This window comes from Streptomyces sp. HUAS ZL42 (genome assembly GCF_040782645.1).
Classification (GTDB): domain Bacteria; phylum Actinomycetota; class Actinomycetes; order Streptomycetales; family Streptomycetaceae; genus Streptomyces.
In genome coordinates, this window is record NZ_CP160403.1 from 2731042 (window position 1) to 2749729 (window position 18688).

The window sequence follows — 18688 nt, forward strand, 5'->3', positions numbered from 1 at the left end:
ACGGTACCGATCCGTGCGGGCCCGCCCCCTTGTCTGTGGAGGGGCTGGGTCAAGTCCGGCCTGGGCACGAGGATGACCTGCGGGGGTCCCTTCTGCATGTCATCTCCTGCCGTACACCTGGGGCTAGGATCTCCACACAGCCAGATCAAACGTTCATATTCACCCCACGTTCTTGATCACAGCCAGATCAGGAACACCCATTGTCCTGCGGAGGAAATCCGTGACGTCCACCCGCCGCCAACAACCCCGACGTCGGGTGTGGCCCAGAATCAAGCTGTTCCTCCTCGTTGCTGTCGTGGCCGCCGGCGCCACGGCGCTGTATCCGATCTGGCGCAAGGCGAACCCGGATCCACCCGAGCTCACCGTCCGGTACCGGACGGCCACTCCCGCGACGGCCGAGGCGGCCGAGCCGTCGCTGGAGGTCTTCAACGAGTCGAAGAAGCCACTGCCGCTGAGTGACGTGACCCTGCGGTACTACTTCACCGCGGACGAGGGCTCGTACGGCTTCAACTGCGTCCAGGCCGCCTTCGACTGCTCGAACGTCGCTGGGACGGTGACCGAGTTGGACAATCCGACCGACACGGCCGACCACTGCCTGGAGATCAGGTTCACGGCCCAGGCGGGCACTTTGAAGTCCGGTGCCAACAGCAAGGGCATCGACCTGCAACTGTTCCGCCTCGACCACAAGAAGCTGAACCAGTCCAACGACCGCTCCTTCGACGCGGACAAGACCACCTACAAGGAGTCGAAGAAGGTCACCGCGTACAAGCGCGGGGTACTCACCTGGGGCGAGGAGCCGGACGGCAAGAAGCCGGACGACGACGAGAAGTCGCCGAAGGCCTCAGCCGCCGATCGGGCGCCGGCCCTCCCGTCCGGTGTTCTCTTCGACAACTTCCACTACACCGGCCCGAAGGACCCCGCCCTCTTCAAGCACGGCTGGCTCATCCGCACCAGCGACGGCGGCCCCGGCATCCACGACACGTGGTCGGCCGACGGCGTCAGCTTCCCCGCCGAGAAGGACGCCCTGGGCGACGGCCAGGTGCTCAACCTGCGCGCCAGTACGGACGGTACGAAGGCAGGCACGAAGCAGGCCAGCGTGGGCACCTCCGGCAGGGAGTTCCGCTCGGGGACGTACGCCGCCCGAATGTACTTCAACGACGATCCAGCATCCGGCAAGGACGGCGACCACGTCAACCAGACCTTCTACACCATCGGCGGCAAGGGCACGGCCTACAGCGAGCTCGACAACGAGTACATGCCCAACGGGGGCTGGGGTCGTCTCGGACCCAAGCTCGACAACGTGACATGGCACACCGTGGACGACCGCGTGTACAACACGACGAACAAGAGCCTGGCCGGGTGGCACACCATCGTGATCACCGTCAAGGACGACGTGGTGACGTACCGCCTGGACGGCAAGAAGCTCTACACCACCAGTGGCAAGTACGCCCCGCGTGCGGGCATGTCCGTGAACTTCAACACGTGGTTCATCGATCTGCCGTTCAAGGGTGGCGAGCGCGCCTGGGACATGAAGGTCGACTGGCTGTACTACAACGCCGAGGAAGCACTGTCCCTTGACGACATCGACGCGGCGGTCAACAGCTTCAGCGAGAACGGCATGAACTACTTCAACACCACTTCCTGAACGGGGGAGCTCGCATGAGCCACGAAGAATCCCTGGTCGCCCGTGCGTTGAGTCGGCGCTCCGCGCTGCGGTTGGCCGGAACGGGGAGTCTGGTGGCCGCCGGGGGCGCGGCGCTGGGCACTGTGCCCGCCCAGCCCGCCGCAGCGGCCCCGGCGGCCGCAGGGATCGGAAGCCTGGTCACACCACCGACGTACGCTCCCTCCGGGCACCGTCCCAGATACCGCCGCGCCACCTGGTCCCAGCAGTTCCAGCCCGGCCACGGCTGGACCGGCGCAGGCACCGGCACGGCCTCCGCCAACCTGAACGACACGTCCGTGTTCGTCCGCGGCACGCAGTCGGTGCGGGTGACCACCTCGGGCACGGGCAAACAGTCGTATGTCCGCAAGCTCGGCGGAGCGGCGACGAGTCTCACCGGCAAGGCGATCCGGCTCGTCTTCCGGGTCGACGACACCACGCACCTCTCGAAGCTGTCCTTCTACCTGGGCACCGGCTCCCTCGCGAACTACTTCCTCTGGCAGTTCCACACCCACTCCGCGACGGCGACGAACTACGTCCAGTCCGGTGAATGGGTGACGGTGCACCTGCAATGGGCGGACGTCGCGAGCGCGGTCGGCACATACTCGCTCTCATCAACCGGGGTCCCGTCCACCACGACCGGCTTCACGGACATGTCGTTCGCCGTGTACGACAACGCAGGCGGCCCGGTGACATACCACCTGCAGTCCGTCGAGCTGATACCCGACACCGCCTCCGTCTTCCCGAAGGGAGTCGTCTCGATCACCTTCGACGACTCCCACACCTCTGTCCACGGCCTGGCCCGCCCTGTGATGGACGCCTACGGCTTCGCCGGCACCGTCTACAACATTGCCGACGCGATCGGCACCAGCAGCTTCCTGACGCTGGATCAGATGCACTCCCTGCAGGACTTCTCAGGCTGGGAGATGGCCGGGCACTCGTACGCGACGAGCGCCCACACGGCGAGCTACAGCAAGCTGACCGCGCAGCAGGTGGACGACGACCTGCGGACCCTGCGGGAGTGGCTGGTGGGGAACGGCTTCACCAGCGAGCACTTCGCCTATCCGCACGGCGCGTTCGAGAAGACCACCGACGGCGTGCCAGTCGACCAGATAGCCGGTCGGCACTTCACCACGGCCCGGTCCATCATCTCCGAGACGATCGAGTCCTTCGCCCCCGCCATGCCCTACCGCCTCAAGGCGCTCACCGGCATCAACGATGGCTCAGGGATCGGCGGTACGGCGCTGGCGAACCTGACGGCAGCGGGCGGCCGGCTCGACCGGTGCGCCGCCAACGGCGACTGGCTCATCCTCTGTCTGCACCGAGTCGTCGACGGAGCTCCGGCGTCGAGTACGGAGATCAGCAAGACCGGCCTCAACACGCTCATGAAGGCGATCGCGGACCGGGGGATTCCCGTGGTGACGGTCGCGGAGGCGATGGCGTACTACATGTAGACACGGCAGATGGGGGCGGCTCTGCGAAGAACCGCCCCCATCTTTGCTGTGCTCTACCAGCCCTGCCCGTTCCCGTTGCCCTGCTGCCAGGAAGGGTCGACGTACCCGCCCTGGTGCTGGGCGTGCCGGCCGTCCTGGCCGGAGTAGTACGGGTCGTACTGCCCGCCCTGCCACTGCTGTGGCTGTTCGGCCGGTTCGGGCGTCCCCCAGGACACACGCTGCTGGGGTGCGTAGGCGTGCTGTTCGTCGTAGCCGGGCAGTGGCTGCGGCTGCGGCGGGATGGCAGGGGCGACGCGTTGGGCCGTGCGCCTCAGGGCCACGCCTTCGAGGCGCATCAATTGGAGCGTCTCGGTGACCTTCTTGTCGGAGTACGGGTCCTCTTCCTCGAAGATCTCCGTCACGTCGGCCTCGTGGTCGCCCCCCACGGACACCTCGACGCCGCCCTGGCGGGTACCCCAACTGCCCTTGTGCAGGGTGAGGAGGGCGTAGAACCGCAGCGGGGTCAGCAGCGTCAGCTGGATCACGCCATAGATCGGCGCGAGCAGGAACATGCCGAACCGCTTGATGAAGCCCATGCCCCGGCGCGGGAAGTCGAGGTACCGCACATTGCGGAGGTAGCCCATGAGCACCATGAAGACCAGGTAGTCACCGATGTGGGCGACGAACCGCTCCGGGTGGAGGATCGGGGTGATGACCATCGAGTAGAACATCGCCGAGCCGAAGACCAGCCACAGCGCCAGTTCCATGCAGGTCAGCCAGAAGGCGGGCCGGTACTTCTTCTGGTGCCGGAAGGCCCACAGGGACTCACGGAAGAAGGACTTGTTCCAGCGGACCTGCTGGCGCAGGAAGTGCGGGAGTTTCTCGGGGACGGCCGTGTAGCCGACGGCGGTCTCCTGGAAGACGACCTGGCCTTCCATGAGGCAGTAGTTGGTCATACGGCGGTCGTCGCCGAAGACGGCCGGCTTGCCCAGGAACTGCTGGTTGAGGAAGTCCGGGAGGTACTTGCGCACCAGCGTGCCCCGGTAGGCCGAGAGCGCGCCGCAGCAGCACAGGACCGACTTCAGGCGCGAGTAGGCGGCCCGTTCGAAGAGGAATGAGTTGCCGTAGCGCAGGTCCTGCAGGCGCGTGAAAATGTTGCTGTCGTGGTTGAGCGCCAGCACCATGCCGGTGGAGGCCATGATGCGCTCGTCGGCCAGCGGCAGCAGGAGTTCGCGGACCGTGTCCCGGGAGAGCACCGTGTCCGAGTCCACGCACAGGAAGATGTCGGAGTACGGCGCCGCCTCGAAGCCGAGGGCGAGAGCCTCGCGCTTGCCCTTGTTCTCGGGCTGCACGCTGACCGTGTACTTGACGCCTTTGGCCTCGAACTCGCGGCGCATCTTCTTCGCCGCCCTGATGCCTGCGGGGTCGGCGCTGCAGTCGTCGATGATGTGAATCTCGTTCGGCAGCCGGCTCTGCGCGAGGAGACTGCGCATGCCCTGCTCGAACATCACCGGGTCCTCGTTGTAGATCGGGATGACCGCGGTGACCCAGGCGTTCTCCAGGTATTCCAGCTCCTCCCGCCCGGCCTTGGCCGGACGGTAGAAGAGAGCACCGAACATCTTGAGGGCCAGCAGGCCCATGGCGCCCATCGAGTACACGTGCAGGGAGCCCGCGTCGAGCCGGGTGACGATGACCCCGGCGAGGGCGAGGAAGACGAAGTACGAGACTTTCAGATGTCTGCGCTTGCGGTGCGCTCGGCGGCCGCCGGACTCGACGGCCCCGGGTATGTACGTGTCTTCGGCAGTCACAGCTTGACCACCCGCGGGTGATCGGCGGACTTGCCCCGGGTGTCGAACAGCGCACGGCTGCGGTCCGCGAGTAGACCGAGGTCGATCTCGCGGTGGGGCTGGAGCAGGATGGTGAGGTCTGCGGTCTCGGCCGCTGCGAGATAGTCGCCGACCCGCTCGACCGGTGTCCCGGCGACCGTCCAGTCGTCGACGTGGGGGTCGAAGTAGACGAGTTCGGCACCCCGGGCGAGGAGGTTCTCGGCGACTGCGAGGGCCGGGCTCTCGCGCTGGTCGGAGATGTCGGGCTTGTAGGTGACGCCGAGAAGCAGGACGCGGGCACCGCGCACCGCCTTGCCCTGGTCGTTCAGCAGTTCGGCGGCCCGGTTGACCACGTGAACGGGCATGCGCTGGTTGATCTCCTGCGCGAGCTCCACGAACCGGAACGGGATGCCCAGCGAACGCACCTTGTACGACAGGTAGTTGGGGTCGATCGGGATGCAGTGCCCGCCGACGCCGGGGCCCGGGTAGAAGGGGGCGAAGCCGAACGGCTTGGTGGAGGCGCAGCGGATCGCGTCCCACAGGTCGACGCCGATCTCGCGGCAGAACATCGACATCTCGTTCACCAGGGCGATGTTGACGTGCCGGTAGGTGTTCTCCAGCAGCTTGGCCATCTCGGCCTCGCGTGTGCCCTTCGCCTCCACGACACGCGTCACGAAACGCTCGTAGAGAGCGCGGGCGGCCTTGGTGCAGTCGGCGGTGATGCCGCCGACGACCTTTGGCGTGTTCTCAAGTCCGAAGGCCGCATTGCCCGGGTCGATGCGCTCGGGCGAGAAGGCCAGGTGGAAGTCCTCGCCGACGCGCAGGCCGCGGGCCTCCAGACGCGGACGGACGACCTCGTCGGTGGTTCCGGGGTACGTCGTCGACTCGAGCACGACGAGTGTCCCGGGGAGGAGGTGGGCGGCGATGTCCTCGACGGCTGCGTTGACTGCGCCGAGGTCCGGGGAGCCGTACTCGGTGAGCGGGGTGGGGACACAGATGACGACCGCGGCGGCGTCCGCGATCACCTCGGGCCGGTCGACCGCCTGGAAGCCCTGATCGAGCATCGTGGCGACCTCGGCGTCCGTGATGTCGTCCACGTGGGACCGGCCGGCGTTCAGACCGTCGACGACGCTCCGGCTGCGGTCGAGACCGACGACCTTCAGCCCTGCCCCCGCCGCGGAGCGGGCCAGGGGAAGCCCAACGTACCCAAGCCCCACAACGACAAGATCCACCGTAGAGGATCTGCTCACGACATCAATCCCAACCCCGTTGGCACGGCAAGAGAAGCGCGGGCGGCATTCGGCCACCCGCGCGGTATTCGTACAATCTGTTGAAGGCTAACAAGACTTTCACGTTCCCACCACGGACGCTCAAGGTGCCCCATGTCACGGTCAAGCCTGTACAACCCTTTGCGCACTCTGTGTGTCTCTTGTCACCGACTCCCCTACGTGTGACCCCACTTGTCGAGAAGCGGAGCAACATGAGCCACTCACACCGGGCCGCGCACTCCCGCAGCCAGGGCCGGACGATCCGCCGTGTCCTTCTGCTGGGTCTGCTGGTCGTGGTGCTGGGCGCGGGCGGAACGGGCTGGTGGCTCTACAGCGACCTCGACGGCAACATCAAGGGCGTCGACATCGACAAGGCGATCGGTGACGACCGGCCCGAGAAACTGCCCACCTCGGGCCAGAACATCCTGATCCTGGGCTCCGACTCACGCGCCGGCGCCAACGCCTCGCTGAACACCGGCAACGTCTCCGGCGCGCGCTCCGACACCGCGCTGGTGATGCACATACCCGAGGGCCGCACGCAGGCCGTCGGCATCAGCATCCCGCGCGACACCCTCGTCACCCGGCCCGAGTGCACCAAGTCGGACGGCACGAAGGTGGCCTCGGCGAAGCGCGTGATGTTCAACTCCATCTACTCGCAGGTCGGTCCGGCCTGCGTGGTGAAGACCGTGGAGCAGATCTCGGGGGTCCGCATGGACCACTACGTGGAGATCGACTTCGCGGGCTTCAAGGGGCTGGTGGACGCGATCGGCGGGGTGCCGGTCACCGTCGACCAGGACATCCACGACAAGTCCAGCGGCCTCGATCTGACCGCGGGCACCCACCGGCTCGACGGCACCCAGGCACTCGCCTTCGTCCGCACCCGGCACGGCATCGGCGACGGCAGCGACCTCGGACGCATCGGTCTGCAGCAGAAGTTCATGCTCGCCATGCTCTCCGAGATCAAGAAACAGGATCTTCTCGGCAGCCCGGCGAAGGCGTTCAAGATCGCCGACAAGCTGACCGCCGCGCTCACCACCGACTCCGACCTCGCCTCGCTCAGCAAGCTGGCGGACTTCGGCCGCAGCCTCAACGGCATCGACCCGGCCGACATGGAGACGATCATGCTGCCGGTGGCGTACGACAAGGTCGACCCCAACCGGGTCGTCGCCGCCGAGCCGCAGGCGTCGACGCTGTGGAAGGCCATCCGCACCGACTCCCAGATCCCCGAGTCGGCCAAGAAGTCCCCCGCCACCGGCGGGACTTCCTGACAGTCAGAGCGTCCGCCACGCCTCCAGCGCCAGCCCCGGCTCCTCCTTGCGCCGGGTGAGGAGGAGTTGTCCGGTGGACGGTGACAGGGACGCGGCGACCACCCTGCCGTTCTCGTCCAGAGCCACCGCCGCCCGGGCGTCCGGGGGCAGTCGGGGTCCCGACTCGGTCCACCAGGCGCCGGCCGACTCCTGCTCCGTGGGGTAGGCGGCGAAGGCGACCCGGCCGGCGGTGGAGCGCTGGGCGAGCAACGTGCAGTCGTGACCGTCGAGTTCGCAGCGCACGGCGGACACCGGGCCGGGTCCGGCGGACGCGAGGATCGGCACGGGCTTGCTGCCGGGGCGCCAGGCGCACACGTCGCCGGAGTCGTTGGTGAAGAAAAGGGTCGTGTGCTGCGGCGAGGTGGCCAGGGCGCGCAGTGTGCCCGGGCGGACCGCGGCCTCCATCCCCTCCTGCAGGACCGGCTGGGCACCGGGCTCCTCCTGCCGCCAGTGCAGGAGGGCGCCGGGGGCGGCCGCGTACAGCTCGACGCGCCCGGACTGGCCCGTCACCGCCGCCATCTCCCCCTCGACATCCTTGCCCTTGAGGTCGCGCCAGGGATCCCAGCCGCCCTTCTCCTTCTGGGCGCGCATGCTCACCCCGGTGCCCAGGTTCCGCACGAAGACGTGCGCTCGGCCCTGGGCGTCGACGGCGACGGCCACCGGGCCGGTGCGGTCGCCCGTCTTGTTCGGGTGACCGAGCGGAGACCAGTCCAGCGCGGCGAGCCGGGCCCGGAAGTGCGTGCTGTGCACCAGGCCCGCCTCACCGGACACGGTCGGCCGCCAGGCGGCAAGGTGGGCATAACCGTCGGCGCCCTGGCCGACCGCGGGACCGGGGTGCAGCCGCTGTTCGCCACCCACCCGGCGCGGGGGTTCCCAGGAACCGCCGGGTGTGCGCTCCGCCCGGCACAGGACGGCGTCACCCGACGGCAGGTAGACACTGAGCCGCCCGTCGCGGCCGCGTATGAGCCAATCGCCGTTCACCGGATCACTGTATGACGGACCCGGCTCCGTGTCGCAGTTCCCCCCGCCGTCGGTCGCCCATGCGTTCGGTCACCGCGGGCGGGGTCGCGCGTCCGTGCCACCCTTGCCCCATGGACGACACCACTCCCCTGCTCGTGATCGTCGACGCCGCGAACGTCGTCGGGTCGGTGCCCGACGGCTGGTGGCGGGACCGGCGAGGAGCCGCGGAACGGCTGCGGGACCGGCTGGCCGAGGACGGGCTGCCGGGCCACTCCGGTGCCGTGGAGATCGTCCTCGTGGTCGAGGGCGCGGCCCGGGGCGTGGAGTCCGCGCCGGGCGTCCGGGTCGAGTCCGCGCCCGGCAGCGGGGACGACCACATGGTCGAACTGGTCGCCGAGGCCGGCGGACGCCCCTGCCTGGTCGTCACGGCCGACCGCGAACTGCGCCGCCGAGTGACGGAGTTGGGCGCGCAGGTCACGGGGCCACGAGCAGTGCGTGGTTAGGGTGCCTGGTCAGGCCGCCCGACAAGCCACCGTTGCCGCGTGCCGGCTCATTCGGCGTCGCCTTTCGGCGGCGTCGCGATCTCGTCGACCGTGGTCTCCATATGGCGGGCGAGACGGCTGTGGGAGTAGCCGTAGAAGAAGTACACGACGAAGCCGGCCACCATCCACAGGGCGAACCGCACCCAGGTCTCGGCGGGCAGGTTCACCATCAGCCACAGCGAGGCGAGCACCGACAGGATCGGGATGACCGGCACCCACGGGGTGCGGAAGGCCCGGTGCAGATCGGGGCGTTTCCTGCGGAGGATCAGGACACCGATCGCGACGACGATGAAGGCGAACAGGGTGCCGATGTTCACCAGCGCGGCGAGTTCGTTGAGGGGCGTGAAGCCGGCGAGGATCGCGATGATCACGCCGAGCAGGATGGTCGGCCGGTGCGGGGTCCTGAAGCGGGGGTGCACCTGGGAGAAGAAGCGGGGCAGCAGCCCGTCCCGGCTCATCGCGAAGAAGACGCGGGTCTGGCCGAGCAGAAGGATCATGCACACGGTCGTGAGCCCGACCGCCGCCCCGAAGCTGATGAAGCCCGCGAACCAGGGGTGCCCGGTCTCCTTGAAGGCGTCGGCGAGCGGGGCGTCGACGGACAGTTCGGTGTACTTCTGCATGCCGGTGACCACGATCGACACGGCGACGTACAGCGTGGTGCAGATCAGGAGGGAGCCGAGGATGCCGCGGGGCATGTCGCGCTGCGGGTTCCTGGTCTCCTCGGCGGCCGTGGCCACGACGTCGAAGCCGATGAAGGCGAAGAACACGACGGAAGCCGCGGTGAAGATGCCCATCACACCGAAGTTGGAGGGCGCCCAGCCGAACATCAGCTGGATCAGCGGGGCCTGGAGACTTTCACCGGCCTCCACGGTCTGCGCCTTCGGGATGAAGGGGTCGTAGTTGTCGCCCGTGATGAAGAAGGCACCCGCGATGATCACCACGAGGACGACGGTCACCTTGATGGCGACCACGAGCGAGGTGATCCGCGCGGAGAGTTTGACGCCGACGACGAGGATGGCGGTGAGCACCAGGACCAGCACGGCGGCGAGGATGTCGAAGCCGCAGCCGTCGGCGCCCTCTCTGCTGCCCAGCGCCTCGGGCATGTGCCAGCCCGCGTTGTCCATGAGCGACTGGATGTAGCCCGACCAGCCGACGGCGACCACCGCCGTGCCGAGCGCGAACTCCAGGACCAGGTCCCAGCCGATGATCCAGGCGGGCAGTTCACCGAGGGAGGCGTACGAGAAGGTGTACGCGGACCCGGCGACCGGGACCGTGGACGCGAACTCGGCGTAGCAGAGCGCGGCGAGTGCGCAGGCGACGCCGGCCGCCACGAACGCCAGGGCCACCGAGGGTCCGGCGTTGTTCTTGGCGACCGTACCGGTGAGGACGAAGATGCCGGTGCCGATGATGACGCCGACGCCGAAGACGGTCAGATCCACCGCGGACAGGGACTTCTTGAGCGCGTGCTCCGGCTCCTCGGTATCGAGGATGGACTGCTCTACCTTCTTCGTCCGGAAGAGGGTGCTGCTCACGGGCGTACCTCCCACGCTCGGCGTCCTCGACATGATCGAGAGGGGGCGTGGTACGTATGCCCCGGCACACCACAATCACGCGGTTGGGCCGGCTTCACCACTCTCACGGTGGTGAAACCGGCCCGTACGGCTGTGTCAGTCGCGCGCGGGCTCCACCGAGTCGACCTCGGCCGCCGTACTGCCGAACCGGCCGTCGAGCTTGGAGACGAGCCCGGTGACCTGGCGGGCGATGTCGGGTGCCGTGAGTCCGATCTCGGCGAGGACCTCGGCGCGGGAGGCGTGGTCGAGGAAGCGCGGCGGGATGCCGAAGTCGCGCAGCGGGATGTCGACGCCCGCGTCGCGCAGGGCCTGCGCGATCGCCGAGCCGACCCCGCCGACGCGGGAGTTGTCCTCGACGGTGACCACCACGCGGTGCCGCTCGGCGAGCGGGGCCATCGCCTCGTCGACGGGCTTGACCCAGCGCGGGTCGACGACGGTGGTGGAGATGCCCTGCTTGTCGAGGAGGGAGGCGATCTCCAGGCACATCGGCGCCAGGGCACCCACGGAGACCAGCAGGACGTCCGGGGTGTCGGTGCCGGGCTCGCGCAGTACGTCCATGCCGCCGACGCGTCCCACGGCCGGTACGGCGGGCCCGACGGCGCCCTTGGAGAAGCGCACGACGGTCGGCGCGTCCGTCACCTCGACGGCCTCGCGCAACTGGGCCCGCACCTGTTCGGCGTCGCGCGGCGCGGCAAGCCGCAGACCCGGCACGACCTGCAGGATCGACATGTCCCACATGCCGTTGTGGGAGGCGCCGTCGGTGCCCGTGATGCCGGCCCGGTCCAGCACGAACGTCACACCGCACTTGTGCAGGGCCACGTCCATCAGGACCTGGTCGAAGGCACGGTTGAGGAAGGTGGCGTACACGGCGAAGACGGGGTGCAGACCGCCGGTCGCGAGGCCCGCCGCGGACACGGCGCCGTGCTGCTCCGCGATGCCGACGTCGTACACCCGCTCCGGGAAGGCCTTGGCGAACTTGTCGAGGCCGACGGGCTGGAGCATCGCGGCGGTGATGGCGACGACGTCCTCGCGCTCCCGCCCGAGCTCGACCATCTCCTCGCCGAACACGGAGGTCCAGTCGGCGCCTGAGGAGGCGATCGGCAGGCCCGTGTCGGGGTGGATCTTGCCGACGGCGTGGAAGCGGTCGGCCTCGTCCTGGAGGGCGGGCTGGTAGCCGCGGCCCTTCTCGGTGAGGCAGTGGACGATGACGGGCCCGCCGAACCGTTTGGCGCGGGCGAGGGCGGACTCCAGGGCCTCGATGTCGTGTCCGTCGATGGGACCGACGTACTTCAGCCCGAGGTCCTCGAACATGCCCTGCGGCGCGATGAAGTCCTTGAGCCCCTTCTTGGCCCCGTGCAGGGTCTCGTACAGCGGCCTGCCGACGACGGGCGTCCGCTCGAGCACCTCCCTCGTCCGGGCGAGGAACCGCTCGTACCCGTCGGTGGTCCGCAGCGTCGCCAGGTGATTGGCGAGCCCGCCGATGGTCGGCGCGTACGACCGCTCGTTGTCGTTGACGACGATGACCAGCGGGCGGTCCTTGGCGTCGGCGATGTTGTTCAGCGCCTCCCAGGCCATGCCGCCGGTCAGCGCGCCGTCACCGATGACGGCGACGACGTGACTGTCCCGTTTCTGGAGCTGGTTGGCCTTCGCGATGCCGTCCGCCCAGCCGAGCACTGTCGAGGCGTGACTGTTCTCGATGACGTCGTGCTCGGACTCGGCCTGCGACGGGTAGCCGGACAGGCCGCCCTTCATCTTCAGCCTGGAGAAGTCCTGACGCCCGGTGAGCAGCTTGTGCACGTAGGACTGGTGACCGGTGTCCCACAGCACCTTGTCCTTCGGCGAGTCGAAGACCCGGTGCAGGGCGATGGTGAGCTCGACCACGCCGAGGTTGGGGCCGAGGTGGCCGCCGGTCTTGGAGACGGCGTCGACGAGGAAGGTCCGGATCTCCTCTGCCAGCTGGTCCAGCTGCTCCAGGCTGAGCCGGTCCAGATCGCGCGGTCCCCTGATGCGGGTCAGCAGCGGCACCCGTGCCTCCTTGCAGTAGAGCTGATCGAGCTGTTGCCGGGCTTGTCGAGTCTAATGTTCCGTCCCGGTGGTCCGAGTCCGGCCCATGCGTCGTACGTCACGCGTTCGGCCGTACCCAGGAAGCCCCCTGCCTATGACACAGCTGTGCCCGGTACCTGTGAGGTACCGGGCACAGTGCAGGTGAAGTACTACGCGCGACCCGCAGCCTTCTGGCTCTTGCGGGAGACGGAGTCGATGACGACCGCACCCAGCAGCACCGCACCAGTGATCATGTACTGGATCGAGGTGTTCATGTTCAGCAGGTCCAGGCCGGTCTGGATCGACTGGATGACCAGCATGCCGAGCAGAGCCGACCACACGGATCCACGTCCACCGAACAGGCTCGTACCACCGATGACCGCCGCCGCGATCGCCAGCATCAGCGTGTTGCCGCCACCGGCGTTCAGCGTCGCACTCGCGGTCTGACCCGCGAAGAACATGCCGCCGACCGCCGCGAACCCACCGGAGATGGCGAACACGGTGATGCGGACCATCGGCACGTTGATACCGGCACGACGCGCCGCCTCGATGCCGCCGCCGACCGCGAAGACCTTGCGGCCGTACGTCGTACGACGCAGCACGAAGTCCACGATCACCAGTGCCGCCAGGAAGATCACCAACGCGTTCGAGACGCCGGCCGCGTTGTTCAGCACGGCCGCCGCGACGAAGGACGCGATGGCGAGCAGGGCGACGCGCAGCAGGATCTCGCCGGTGGGACGGAAGGGCACACCGGCCGCCCGGCGGCGGCGCTGGTCCATGAACGAGCCCACGAGCAGGGACAGCACGCCCAGGCCGGCCAGCAGGTAGGCGCCGATGATGGCCTGGTCCATGAAGAAGGAGCTCTGGCCGAGCAGGTGCACCGGACCCTCGTCGGCCGGGATGTTGATGGTGCCGCTCGAGCCGAGCAGCCACAGCATCAGACCGTTCCAGCCGAGGAAGCCGGCCAGGGTCACGACGAAGGCCGGTACGCCGATCTTCGCGAAGAACCAGCCCTGCAGTCCTCCGATGCCGATGCCGATCAGGATGGCCAGCACCAGCGCCAGCCATGAGTTCATGCCGTGGGTCACCACGAAGACGGCGAAGATCGTCGATGCCAGGCCGCTGACCGAGCCGACGGACAGGTCGATCTCGCCGAGCAGGAGCACGAACACCAGGCCGATGGCGAGCATGCCGGTGGCCGACAGGAAGTAGCTGATGTTCGACAGGTTGTCGGCGCTCAGGAAGCGGTCGTTCTGCAGCTGGAAGATCGTCCAGATGACGATCAGGCCGATGACGACCGGCAGCGAGCCCAGCTCGCCGCCCTTCACCTTGCGCTTGAACTCGGTGATGTAGCCCTTGAAGCCCTCTTCGCGGACCAGCAGGCGCGGGTCGATGGTCGGGAGCGCAGCGGCAGTGGGGTCTTCGACGGCTGCCGCCGTCTTCTCCGCCGCGGCGTCCGACTTCACGGTCTTGGACGTGTCGCTCACTTTGCCGCCTCCGTGGTGCGACGCCCCGCACGACGGGTCACGGCGTTGTCCGTGGCTCCCGTGATCGCGGCGATGATCTCTTCGTGGCTGGTGTCCTTCACGGAGAAGGAGCCGTTGTTCTTGCCCAGGCGCAGTACGGCCACGGTGTCGGCGACCGCCTTGACGTCGGCCATGTTGTGGCTGATGAGGATGACGGCGAGGTTGCGCTCGCGCAGCCGCTCCACCAGGTCGAGGACCTGCGCGGTCTGCTCGACGCCGAGGGCCGCGGTGGGCTCGTCGAGGATGACGAGCTTGGGGTCGCCGATCAGGGCGCGGGCGATGGCGACGACCTGGCGCTGACCGCCGGAGAGGCTCGCGATCGGGATGCGGACGCTCGGGATGCGGATGGAGAGGGTGCTGAGCAGCTCGCGCGACTTCTTCTCCATGGAGACCTCGTCGATGACGCCACGGTGCAGCAGTTCACGTCCGAGGTAGAGGTTGCCGACCACGTCGAGGTTGTCGCACAGGGCGAGGTCCTGGTAGACCGTCGCGACGCCGAGTCCCTGGGCGTCGTGCGGCTTGTTGATGCTGACGGGCTTGCCCTCCCACTCGATGACGCCCTCATCGATGGGGTGCACACCCGCGATCGTCTTGACCAGGGTCGACTTCCCTGCGCCGTTGTCGCCGACCAGGGCGACCACTTCTCCGGCGTGGACCTCCAGCTCGACATCGGTGAGTGCCTGGACCGCACCGAATCGCTTGGAGACTCCGCGCAACGCCAGCACGGGCGTAGCGGACACGTGAACCATCTCCTTCGCCGCCTGACCGGCGGGGATGCCGCGCTTGGGGTAAGGCGCGGAGGGGGGTGCGAGAACGCACGCGGTTTACAGAATGAACATGCGCGCATCCGCCGCACTTGGCAACGGTTCCGTCCGACGCCCGCCCCGCAGCGGGGTGTGAAGGTGGGGCAGGCGTCGGACAGGTGCGCGGGACCGCTCAGCGGTCATGACCCGAGTCCCGGGTGGGGACTCGAGTCGTCGGCTCGTCGGGCGAGTGACTACTGGAGACCGGCGGTCTTGCAGGCCGCGGCGTACGCGGCGGTGCAGATCTCCTGGACGGTGTACAGCTTGTCCTTGACGACCGTGTCGTTGATGTTGGCCTTGGTGACCGACACCGGGGTCAGCAGCTGCGAGGGCACCTTGTCACCGGAGCCGCTGGTCAGCGTCGTGGTGGTGAGGGACTTGATGTCCTTGCCCTCGAGCAGGTTGACCGCCATCTGCGCGGCCGCGTCGGCCTCCGGCTTGTATGCCTTGTAGACGGTGGCGGACTGCGTGCCCGCGACGATCCGCTGGATGGCCGCCAGCTCCGCGTCCTGACCCGTCAGCGGGATGCCGCTGATGCCGGCGCCCTTGAGCGTGTTGGCGATACCACCGGCCATGCCGTCGTTGGCGGCGTAGACGCCCGCGATGTTCTTGGCACCGAGCTGCGTGATGGCCGCGGACATCTTCTGGGCGGCGACGGTGTCCTTCCAGAGGCCGGACTGCTCGTAGGCGATGGTCACCTTGCCGTCGAGGGCCTTGTGCGCGCCTTCCTTGAACTGCGCGGCGTTCGGGTCGGCGTCGTCACCGTTGATCATGACGACCTTCGACGCGGTGGTGGCCTTGGAGCCCAGCGCGTCGAGCAGCGCCTGGCCCTGGAGCTCGCCGACCTTGACGTTGTCGAAGGAGACGTACCCGGAGACCGGACCCTGGGCGAGGCGGTCGTACGCGACGACCTTGACGCCCTTGTCGACCGCGGCCTGGATGGAGGACTTGATGGCGGCGGCGTCCTGGGCGCTGATCGCGATGACCTTGACGCCCTTGGTGATCATGCTGGAGACCTGCTGGGCCTGCTTGGCCGCGTCACCCGCGGCGTTCGCGTACTCGACGGTGCAGTCGGAGCAGAGCTCCTTCACCTTCGCCTCGAAGTACGGCTTGTCGAACTTCTCGTAGCGCGTGGTGACGCTGTCGGGGAGCAGCAGGCCGATGGTCTTGCTGCCCGAGTCACTGCCGGAGTCGTCGTCGCCCGCCTTGCCGCAGGCGGCAATCGAGACGGCCATGGAAACGGCGGTGGCGCCGATCACGACTCTGCGCATCGTTGCGTTCATTTGGGGGTGCCTCCCTGACAGGGCCGCAACGCTGCGGCCGAGGTGGCTGGAAGTCAACTCGGCCACACGTGCGACGTCAAGAAGTAAATACTTAACGAGATGGCAACGGCGTCATTCGTTCTCTAAGTGAAGGCAGGTGCCACTGTAGGCAGCGAGCCGTCCAAAAGCGTCGAATCGCCCATCTCGCTGAGTGCGAGAGCGAGCGCTCCGAGCACCTCCGCACGGCCCCCAAGTGCCCCCGGGAGAACGGAGAGTTGACGCGCTGCGCTGGGGATCGCATAGCGGCCGACGGACTCTCTGATAGGCCCGAGCACCAGCTCACCGGCCTCGGCGAGATCACCACCGAGGACCACCCGGCTCGGGTTCAGCAGGTTGCAGAGATTGGCGACTCCACTGCCGATGTGGCGGCCGACGTCGGCGATCACCCGACGGCAGCCCGGGTCCCCGTCCCTGGCCAGCCGCACCACGGCTTCCATGGTCAGGTCGGTGCCGTGACTGGACTGGAGGAGCGGCAGCACATAGCGCGCAGCCGCGAAGGTCTCCAGGCAGCCGCGGTTTCCGCAGCGGCAGACCGGGCCGGATTCATCAAGTGTAATATGTCCGATTTCTCCCGCAGTCCCGCCGGGACCCCGGTAGATCTTCCCGTCGATCACCAAGCCCGCGCCGACACCGCTGGAGACCTTGATGTAAGCAAGATCACGTACGCCCCTGCCGCTGCCCCAGACCAGCTCCCCGAGGGCGCCGAGGTTGGCGTCGTTGTCCACGTGGACGGGCACGCCGAGCCGCCCCCGCAGCTCCTCGGCGGGTCTGGTGCCGATCCAGCCCGGCAGGATGGCGGACGAGCCGAGCGTGCCCGACTCGAGGTCGATCGGGCCGGGTACACCGAGGCCCACTCCGGCGATCTTGGACCGGTCGACGCCCGTTGCTGCAATCAGGCGATTGACCAGCTCTTCCGCCCGGTCGAAGCCCTGCGCCGAGGAGGCGTCCACATCGAGCGGCTCGGACTCCTCGGCCAGCACCTGGTGGGCGAGGTTCCCCACCGCGACCCGCAGATGGGTGTGCCCGAAGTCGACGCCGATCACGATGCCGGCGTCACCGCTCAGGGAGACGGCACGGGCCCGGCGGCCGCCCGCCGACGTGGGCGTGACCTCGACTGTTCCGCCGTCCTTCAACTCCCGGACGATGTTGGAGACAGTCGCCGCGGACAAACCCGTCGTCCTCGCGATCTCCGCCTGCGTAAGGGACCCGGCGAGCCGCACGGCTCGTACGACTCGCTCCAGGTTGGCCCGATGCAGCGACGACTGCGACCCCGGAGTCTCCACGACGACCTCCTGCGCGCGGGACCGCATCGATGAGGCCCCGTCTATGTCCAACTAGTGAACTCTAAGCTGAGCCGTTCGGGTCGCCTCCCGTCAAGAGGTTGAACGGTTTCCACGTGGTTGCACACACCGGCGCGCGCCGCTTCCAGGGGCGGGAACGGCGCGCGTACGGGCGGCTGCGAAGCGCTACTTCAAGATCCGTTGGCCTCGAGATCAGTTACTTCAGGGTCGCCGAGGTCAGACCCGCCTGCACCTGACGCTGGAAGGACAGGTAGACGACCAGCATGGGGATCATCGCGATGGTCACGCCCGCGAAGAGAACCGGCAGGTCGGAGGCGTAGCCCATCTGCTGCTGAAGCTGGATGAGGCCCTGGGTGAGGACGTAGCGCTCGGGATCGTCGCCGCTCTGCGGCTGCATCAGGACCGTCGGCAGGATGAACTGGTTCCACTGACCCAGCGTGTTGAAGATGCCGACGCTGAGCAGGCCCGGCTTCGCCATCGGCAGCATCACCTGGAAGAACGTCCGCGTGTGCGAGGCGCCGTCCAGGATGGCCGCCTCGAAGACCGCCGTGGGCAGGGTCCGGAAGAAGCTGTGCATGAAGAAGACCGTGAACGGCATCGAGTAGGCGACGTACACCAGGATCAGGCCCTGGTACGTGTTCAGCATGTCCAGCCGCTTGACCATGAAGAACAGCGGGACCAGCGCCAGGAACACGGGGAACATCGCGCCCGCGACGAAGAAGTAGTACAGGAACCTGTTGCCCCAGAACCGGTACCGGGCCAGCACGTATGCGGCCATCGAGCCGAACAGCATCGTCAGCGGCACCGAGAAGACCAGCACGATGACGGTGTTGAGGAAGTAGTCGCCGATGCCCTTGTTCCAGGCCCGCCGGAAGACGTCGAAGGACCAGTTCTCCGGCCAGCCGAAGGCCGAGCCTCCGATCTGTGCGTCGGTCTTGAAGGAGCTCAGCACCAGCCAGATCAGCGGCAGGATGATCAGCAGGGCCCACAGGGCGAGGAAGCCGTGCGAGAAGACGTTCAGGACGACGCCCTCGCTGCGTTCGCCGCCCGGCCGGACCGGGGTCTTGTCCACGGACCGCTGGGCGGGGACGGCCGCGGTCTCCTTGAGGGGTGCGCTCATCGTCGT

Annotated in this window: 14 protein-coding genes; 4 read left to right on the plus strand and 10 right to left on the minus strand. The window is 67.9% G+C overall.

Features of this window, described 5'->3' with window-relative positions:
• The first annotated feature begins 220 nt into the window (after positions 1 to 220).
• Together ABZO29_RS12545 and ABZO29_RS12550 are read left to right on the plus strand one after the other, a co-directional pair.
• Positions 221 to 1645 carry a cellulose binding domain-containing protein gene (locus ABZO29_RS12545; protein WP_367320263.1) on the plus strand — a complete coding sequence of 475 codons (1425 nt, stop codon included), beginning with the start codon at positions 221 to 223 and terminating at the stop codon, positions 1643 to 1645.
• A 14-nt stretch (positions 1646 to 1659) separates the two neighbouring features.
• Complete coding sequence (locus tag ABZO29_RS12550; RefSeq protein ID WP_367320264.1) at positions 1660 to 3114, plus strand: polysaccharide deacetylase family protein; 1455 nt, start codon at positions 1660 to 1662, stop codon at positions 3112 to 3114.
• A 53-nt stretch (positions 3115 to 3167) separates the two neighbouring features.
• On the opposite strand, the gene ABZO29_RS12555 is transcribed toward ABZO29_RS12550, so the two are convergent.
• Both ABZO29_RS12555 and ABZO29_RS12560 read right to left on the minus strand, forming a co-directional pair.
• A complete protein-coding gene (locus ABZO29_RS12555; protein ID WP_367320265.1) occupies positions 3168 to 4901 on the minus strand; it encodes a glycosyltransferase in 1734 nt (577 codons plus the stop codon).
• Positions 4898 to 6169: a nucleotide sugar dehydrogenase gene (locus ABZO29_RS12560; protein WP_367320266.1), complete on the minus strand. Its 1272-nt coding sequence runs from the start codon at positions 6167 to 6169 to the stop codon at positions 4898 to 4900. The genes ABZO29_RS12555 and ABZO29_RS12560 overlap by 4 nt, the downstream gene beginning before the upstream one ends.
• Positions 6170 to 6399: 230 nt before the next feature.
• Between ABZO29_RS12560 and ABZO29_RS12565 the strand changes: the two genes are divergently transcribed.
• Positions 6400 to 7455, plus strand: a complete 1056-nt coding sequence (locus ABZO29_RS12565) for an LCP family protein (protein ID WP_367320267.1) — start codon at positions 6400 to 6402, stop codon at positions 7453 to 7455.
• 3 nt (positions 7456 to 7458) lie between these two features.
• Here ABZO29_RS12565 and ABZO29_RS12570 read toward each other — a convergent pair whose 3' ends face one another.
• Positions 7459 to 8475 (minus strand): hypothetical protein, encoded by a 1017-nt coding sequence (locus ABZO29_RS12570; RefSeq protein WP_367320268.1) that lies wholly within the window; start codon positions 8473 to 8475, stop codon positions 7459 to 7461.
• A 110-nt stretch (positions 8476 to 8585) separates the two neighbouring features.
• Between ABZO29_RS12570 and ABZO29_RS12575 the strand changes: the two genes are divergently transcribed.
• The gene (locus ABZO29_RS12575; RefSeq protein WP_367320269.1) at positions 8586 to 8957 is read left to right on the plus strand and encodes an NTP pyrophosphohydrolase; all 372 of its coding nucleotides are present in this window, start codon (positions 8586 to 8588) and stop codon (positions 8955 to 8957) included.
• Positions 8958 to 9004: 47 nt separating this feature from the next.
• Here the strand turns inward: ABZO29_RS12575 and ABZO29_RS12580 are convergent, their stop codons facing one another.
• The 7 genes from ABZO29_RS12580 to ABZO29_RS12610 all read right to left on the minus strand — a co-directional run bounded on the left by ABZO29_RS12580 (position 9005) and on the right by ABZO29_RS12610 (position 18682).
• The gene (locus ABZO29_RS12580; RefSeq protein WP_367320270.1) at positions 9005 to 10528 is read right to left on the minus strand and encodes an amino acid permease; all 1524 of its coding nucleotides are present in this window, start codon (positions 10526 to 10528) and stop codon (positions 9005 to 9007) included.
• A 135-nt stretch (positions 10529 to 10663) separates the two neighbouring features.
• Entirely contained in the window at positions 10664 to 12592 is a 1929-nt protein-coding gene (gene dxs / locus ABZO29_RS12585; protein WP_367320271.1) for a 1-deoxy-D-xylulose-5-phosphate synthase, read from the minus strand.
• Positions 12593 to 12780: 188 nt separating this feature from the next.
• On the minus strand, positions 12781 to 14097 hold the full coding sequence (locus tag ABZO29_RS12590; RefSeq protein ID WP_367320272.1) for a sugar ABC transporter permease: 1317 nt from the start codon (positions 14095 to 14097) through the stop codon (positions 12781 to 12783).
• Entirely contained in the window at positions 14094 to 14885 is a 792-nt protein-coding gene (locus ABZO29_RS12595; protein WP_367320273.1) for an ATP-binding cassette domain-containing protein, read from the minus strand. Before ABZO29_RS12595 ends, ABZO29_RS12590 begins: the two co-directional genes overlap by 4 nt.
• 248 nt (positions 14886 to 15133) lie before the next feature.
• On the minus strand, positions 15134 to 16210 hold the full coding sequence (locus ABZO29_RS12600; RefSeq protein WP_367326116.1) for a sugar ABC transporter substrate-binding protein: 1077 nt from the start codon (positions 16208 to 16210) through the stop codon (positions 15134 to 15136).
• A gap of 134 nt (positions 16211 to 16344) precedes the next feature.
• Positions 16345 to 17544: an ROK family protein gene (locus ABZO29_RS12605; RefSeq protein ID WP_367320274.1), complete on the minus strand. Its 1200-nt coding sequence runs from the start codon at positions 17542 to 17544 to the stop codon at positions 16345 to 16347.
• Positions 17545 to 17758: 214 nt separating this feature from the next.
• Positions 17759 to 18682: a carbohydrate ABC transporter permease gene (locus tag ABZO29_RS12610; protein ID WP_367320275.1), complete on the minus strand. Its 924-nt coding sequence runs from the start codon at positions 18680 to 18682 to the stop codon at positions 17759 to 17761.
• Positions 18683 to 18688: the final 6 nt, after the last annotated feature.

Bases quoted from the DNA above. Each gene is read 5' to 3' on its own strand.
- ABZO29_RS12550 (WP_367320264.1), top strand. From the start codon at position 1,660: ATGAGCCACGAAGAATCCCTGGTCGCCCGTGCGTTGAGTCGGCGCTCC.
- ABZO29_RS12565 (WP_367320267.1), top strand. From the start codon at position 6,400: ATGAGCCACTCACACCGGGCCGCGCACTCCCGCAGCCAGGGCCGGACG.
- ABZO29_RS12575 (WP_367320269.1), top strand. From the start codon at position 8,586: ATGGACGACACCACTCCCCTGCTCGTGATCGTCGACGCCGCGAACGTC.
- ABZO29_RS12595 (WP_367320273.1), bottom strand. From the start codon at position 14,885: ATGGTTCACGTGTCCGCTACGCCCGTGCTGGCGTTGCGCGGAGTCTCC.
- ABZO29_RS12600 (WP_367326116.1), bottom strand. From the start codon at position 16,210: ATGCGCAGAGTCGTGATCGGCGCCACCGCCGTTTCCATGGCCGTCTCG.
- ABZO29_RS12610 (WP_367320275.1), bottom strand. From the start codon at position 18,682: ATGAGCGCACCCCTCAAGGAGACCGCGGCCGTCCCCGCCCAGCGGTCC.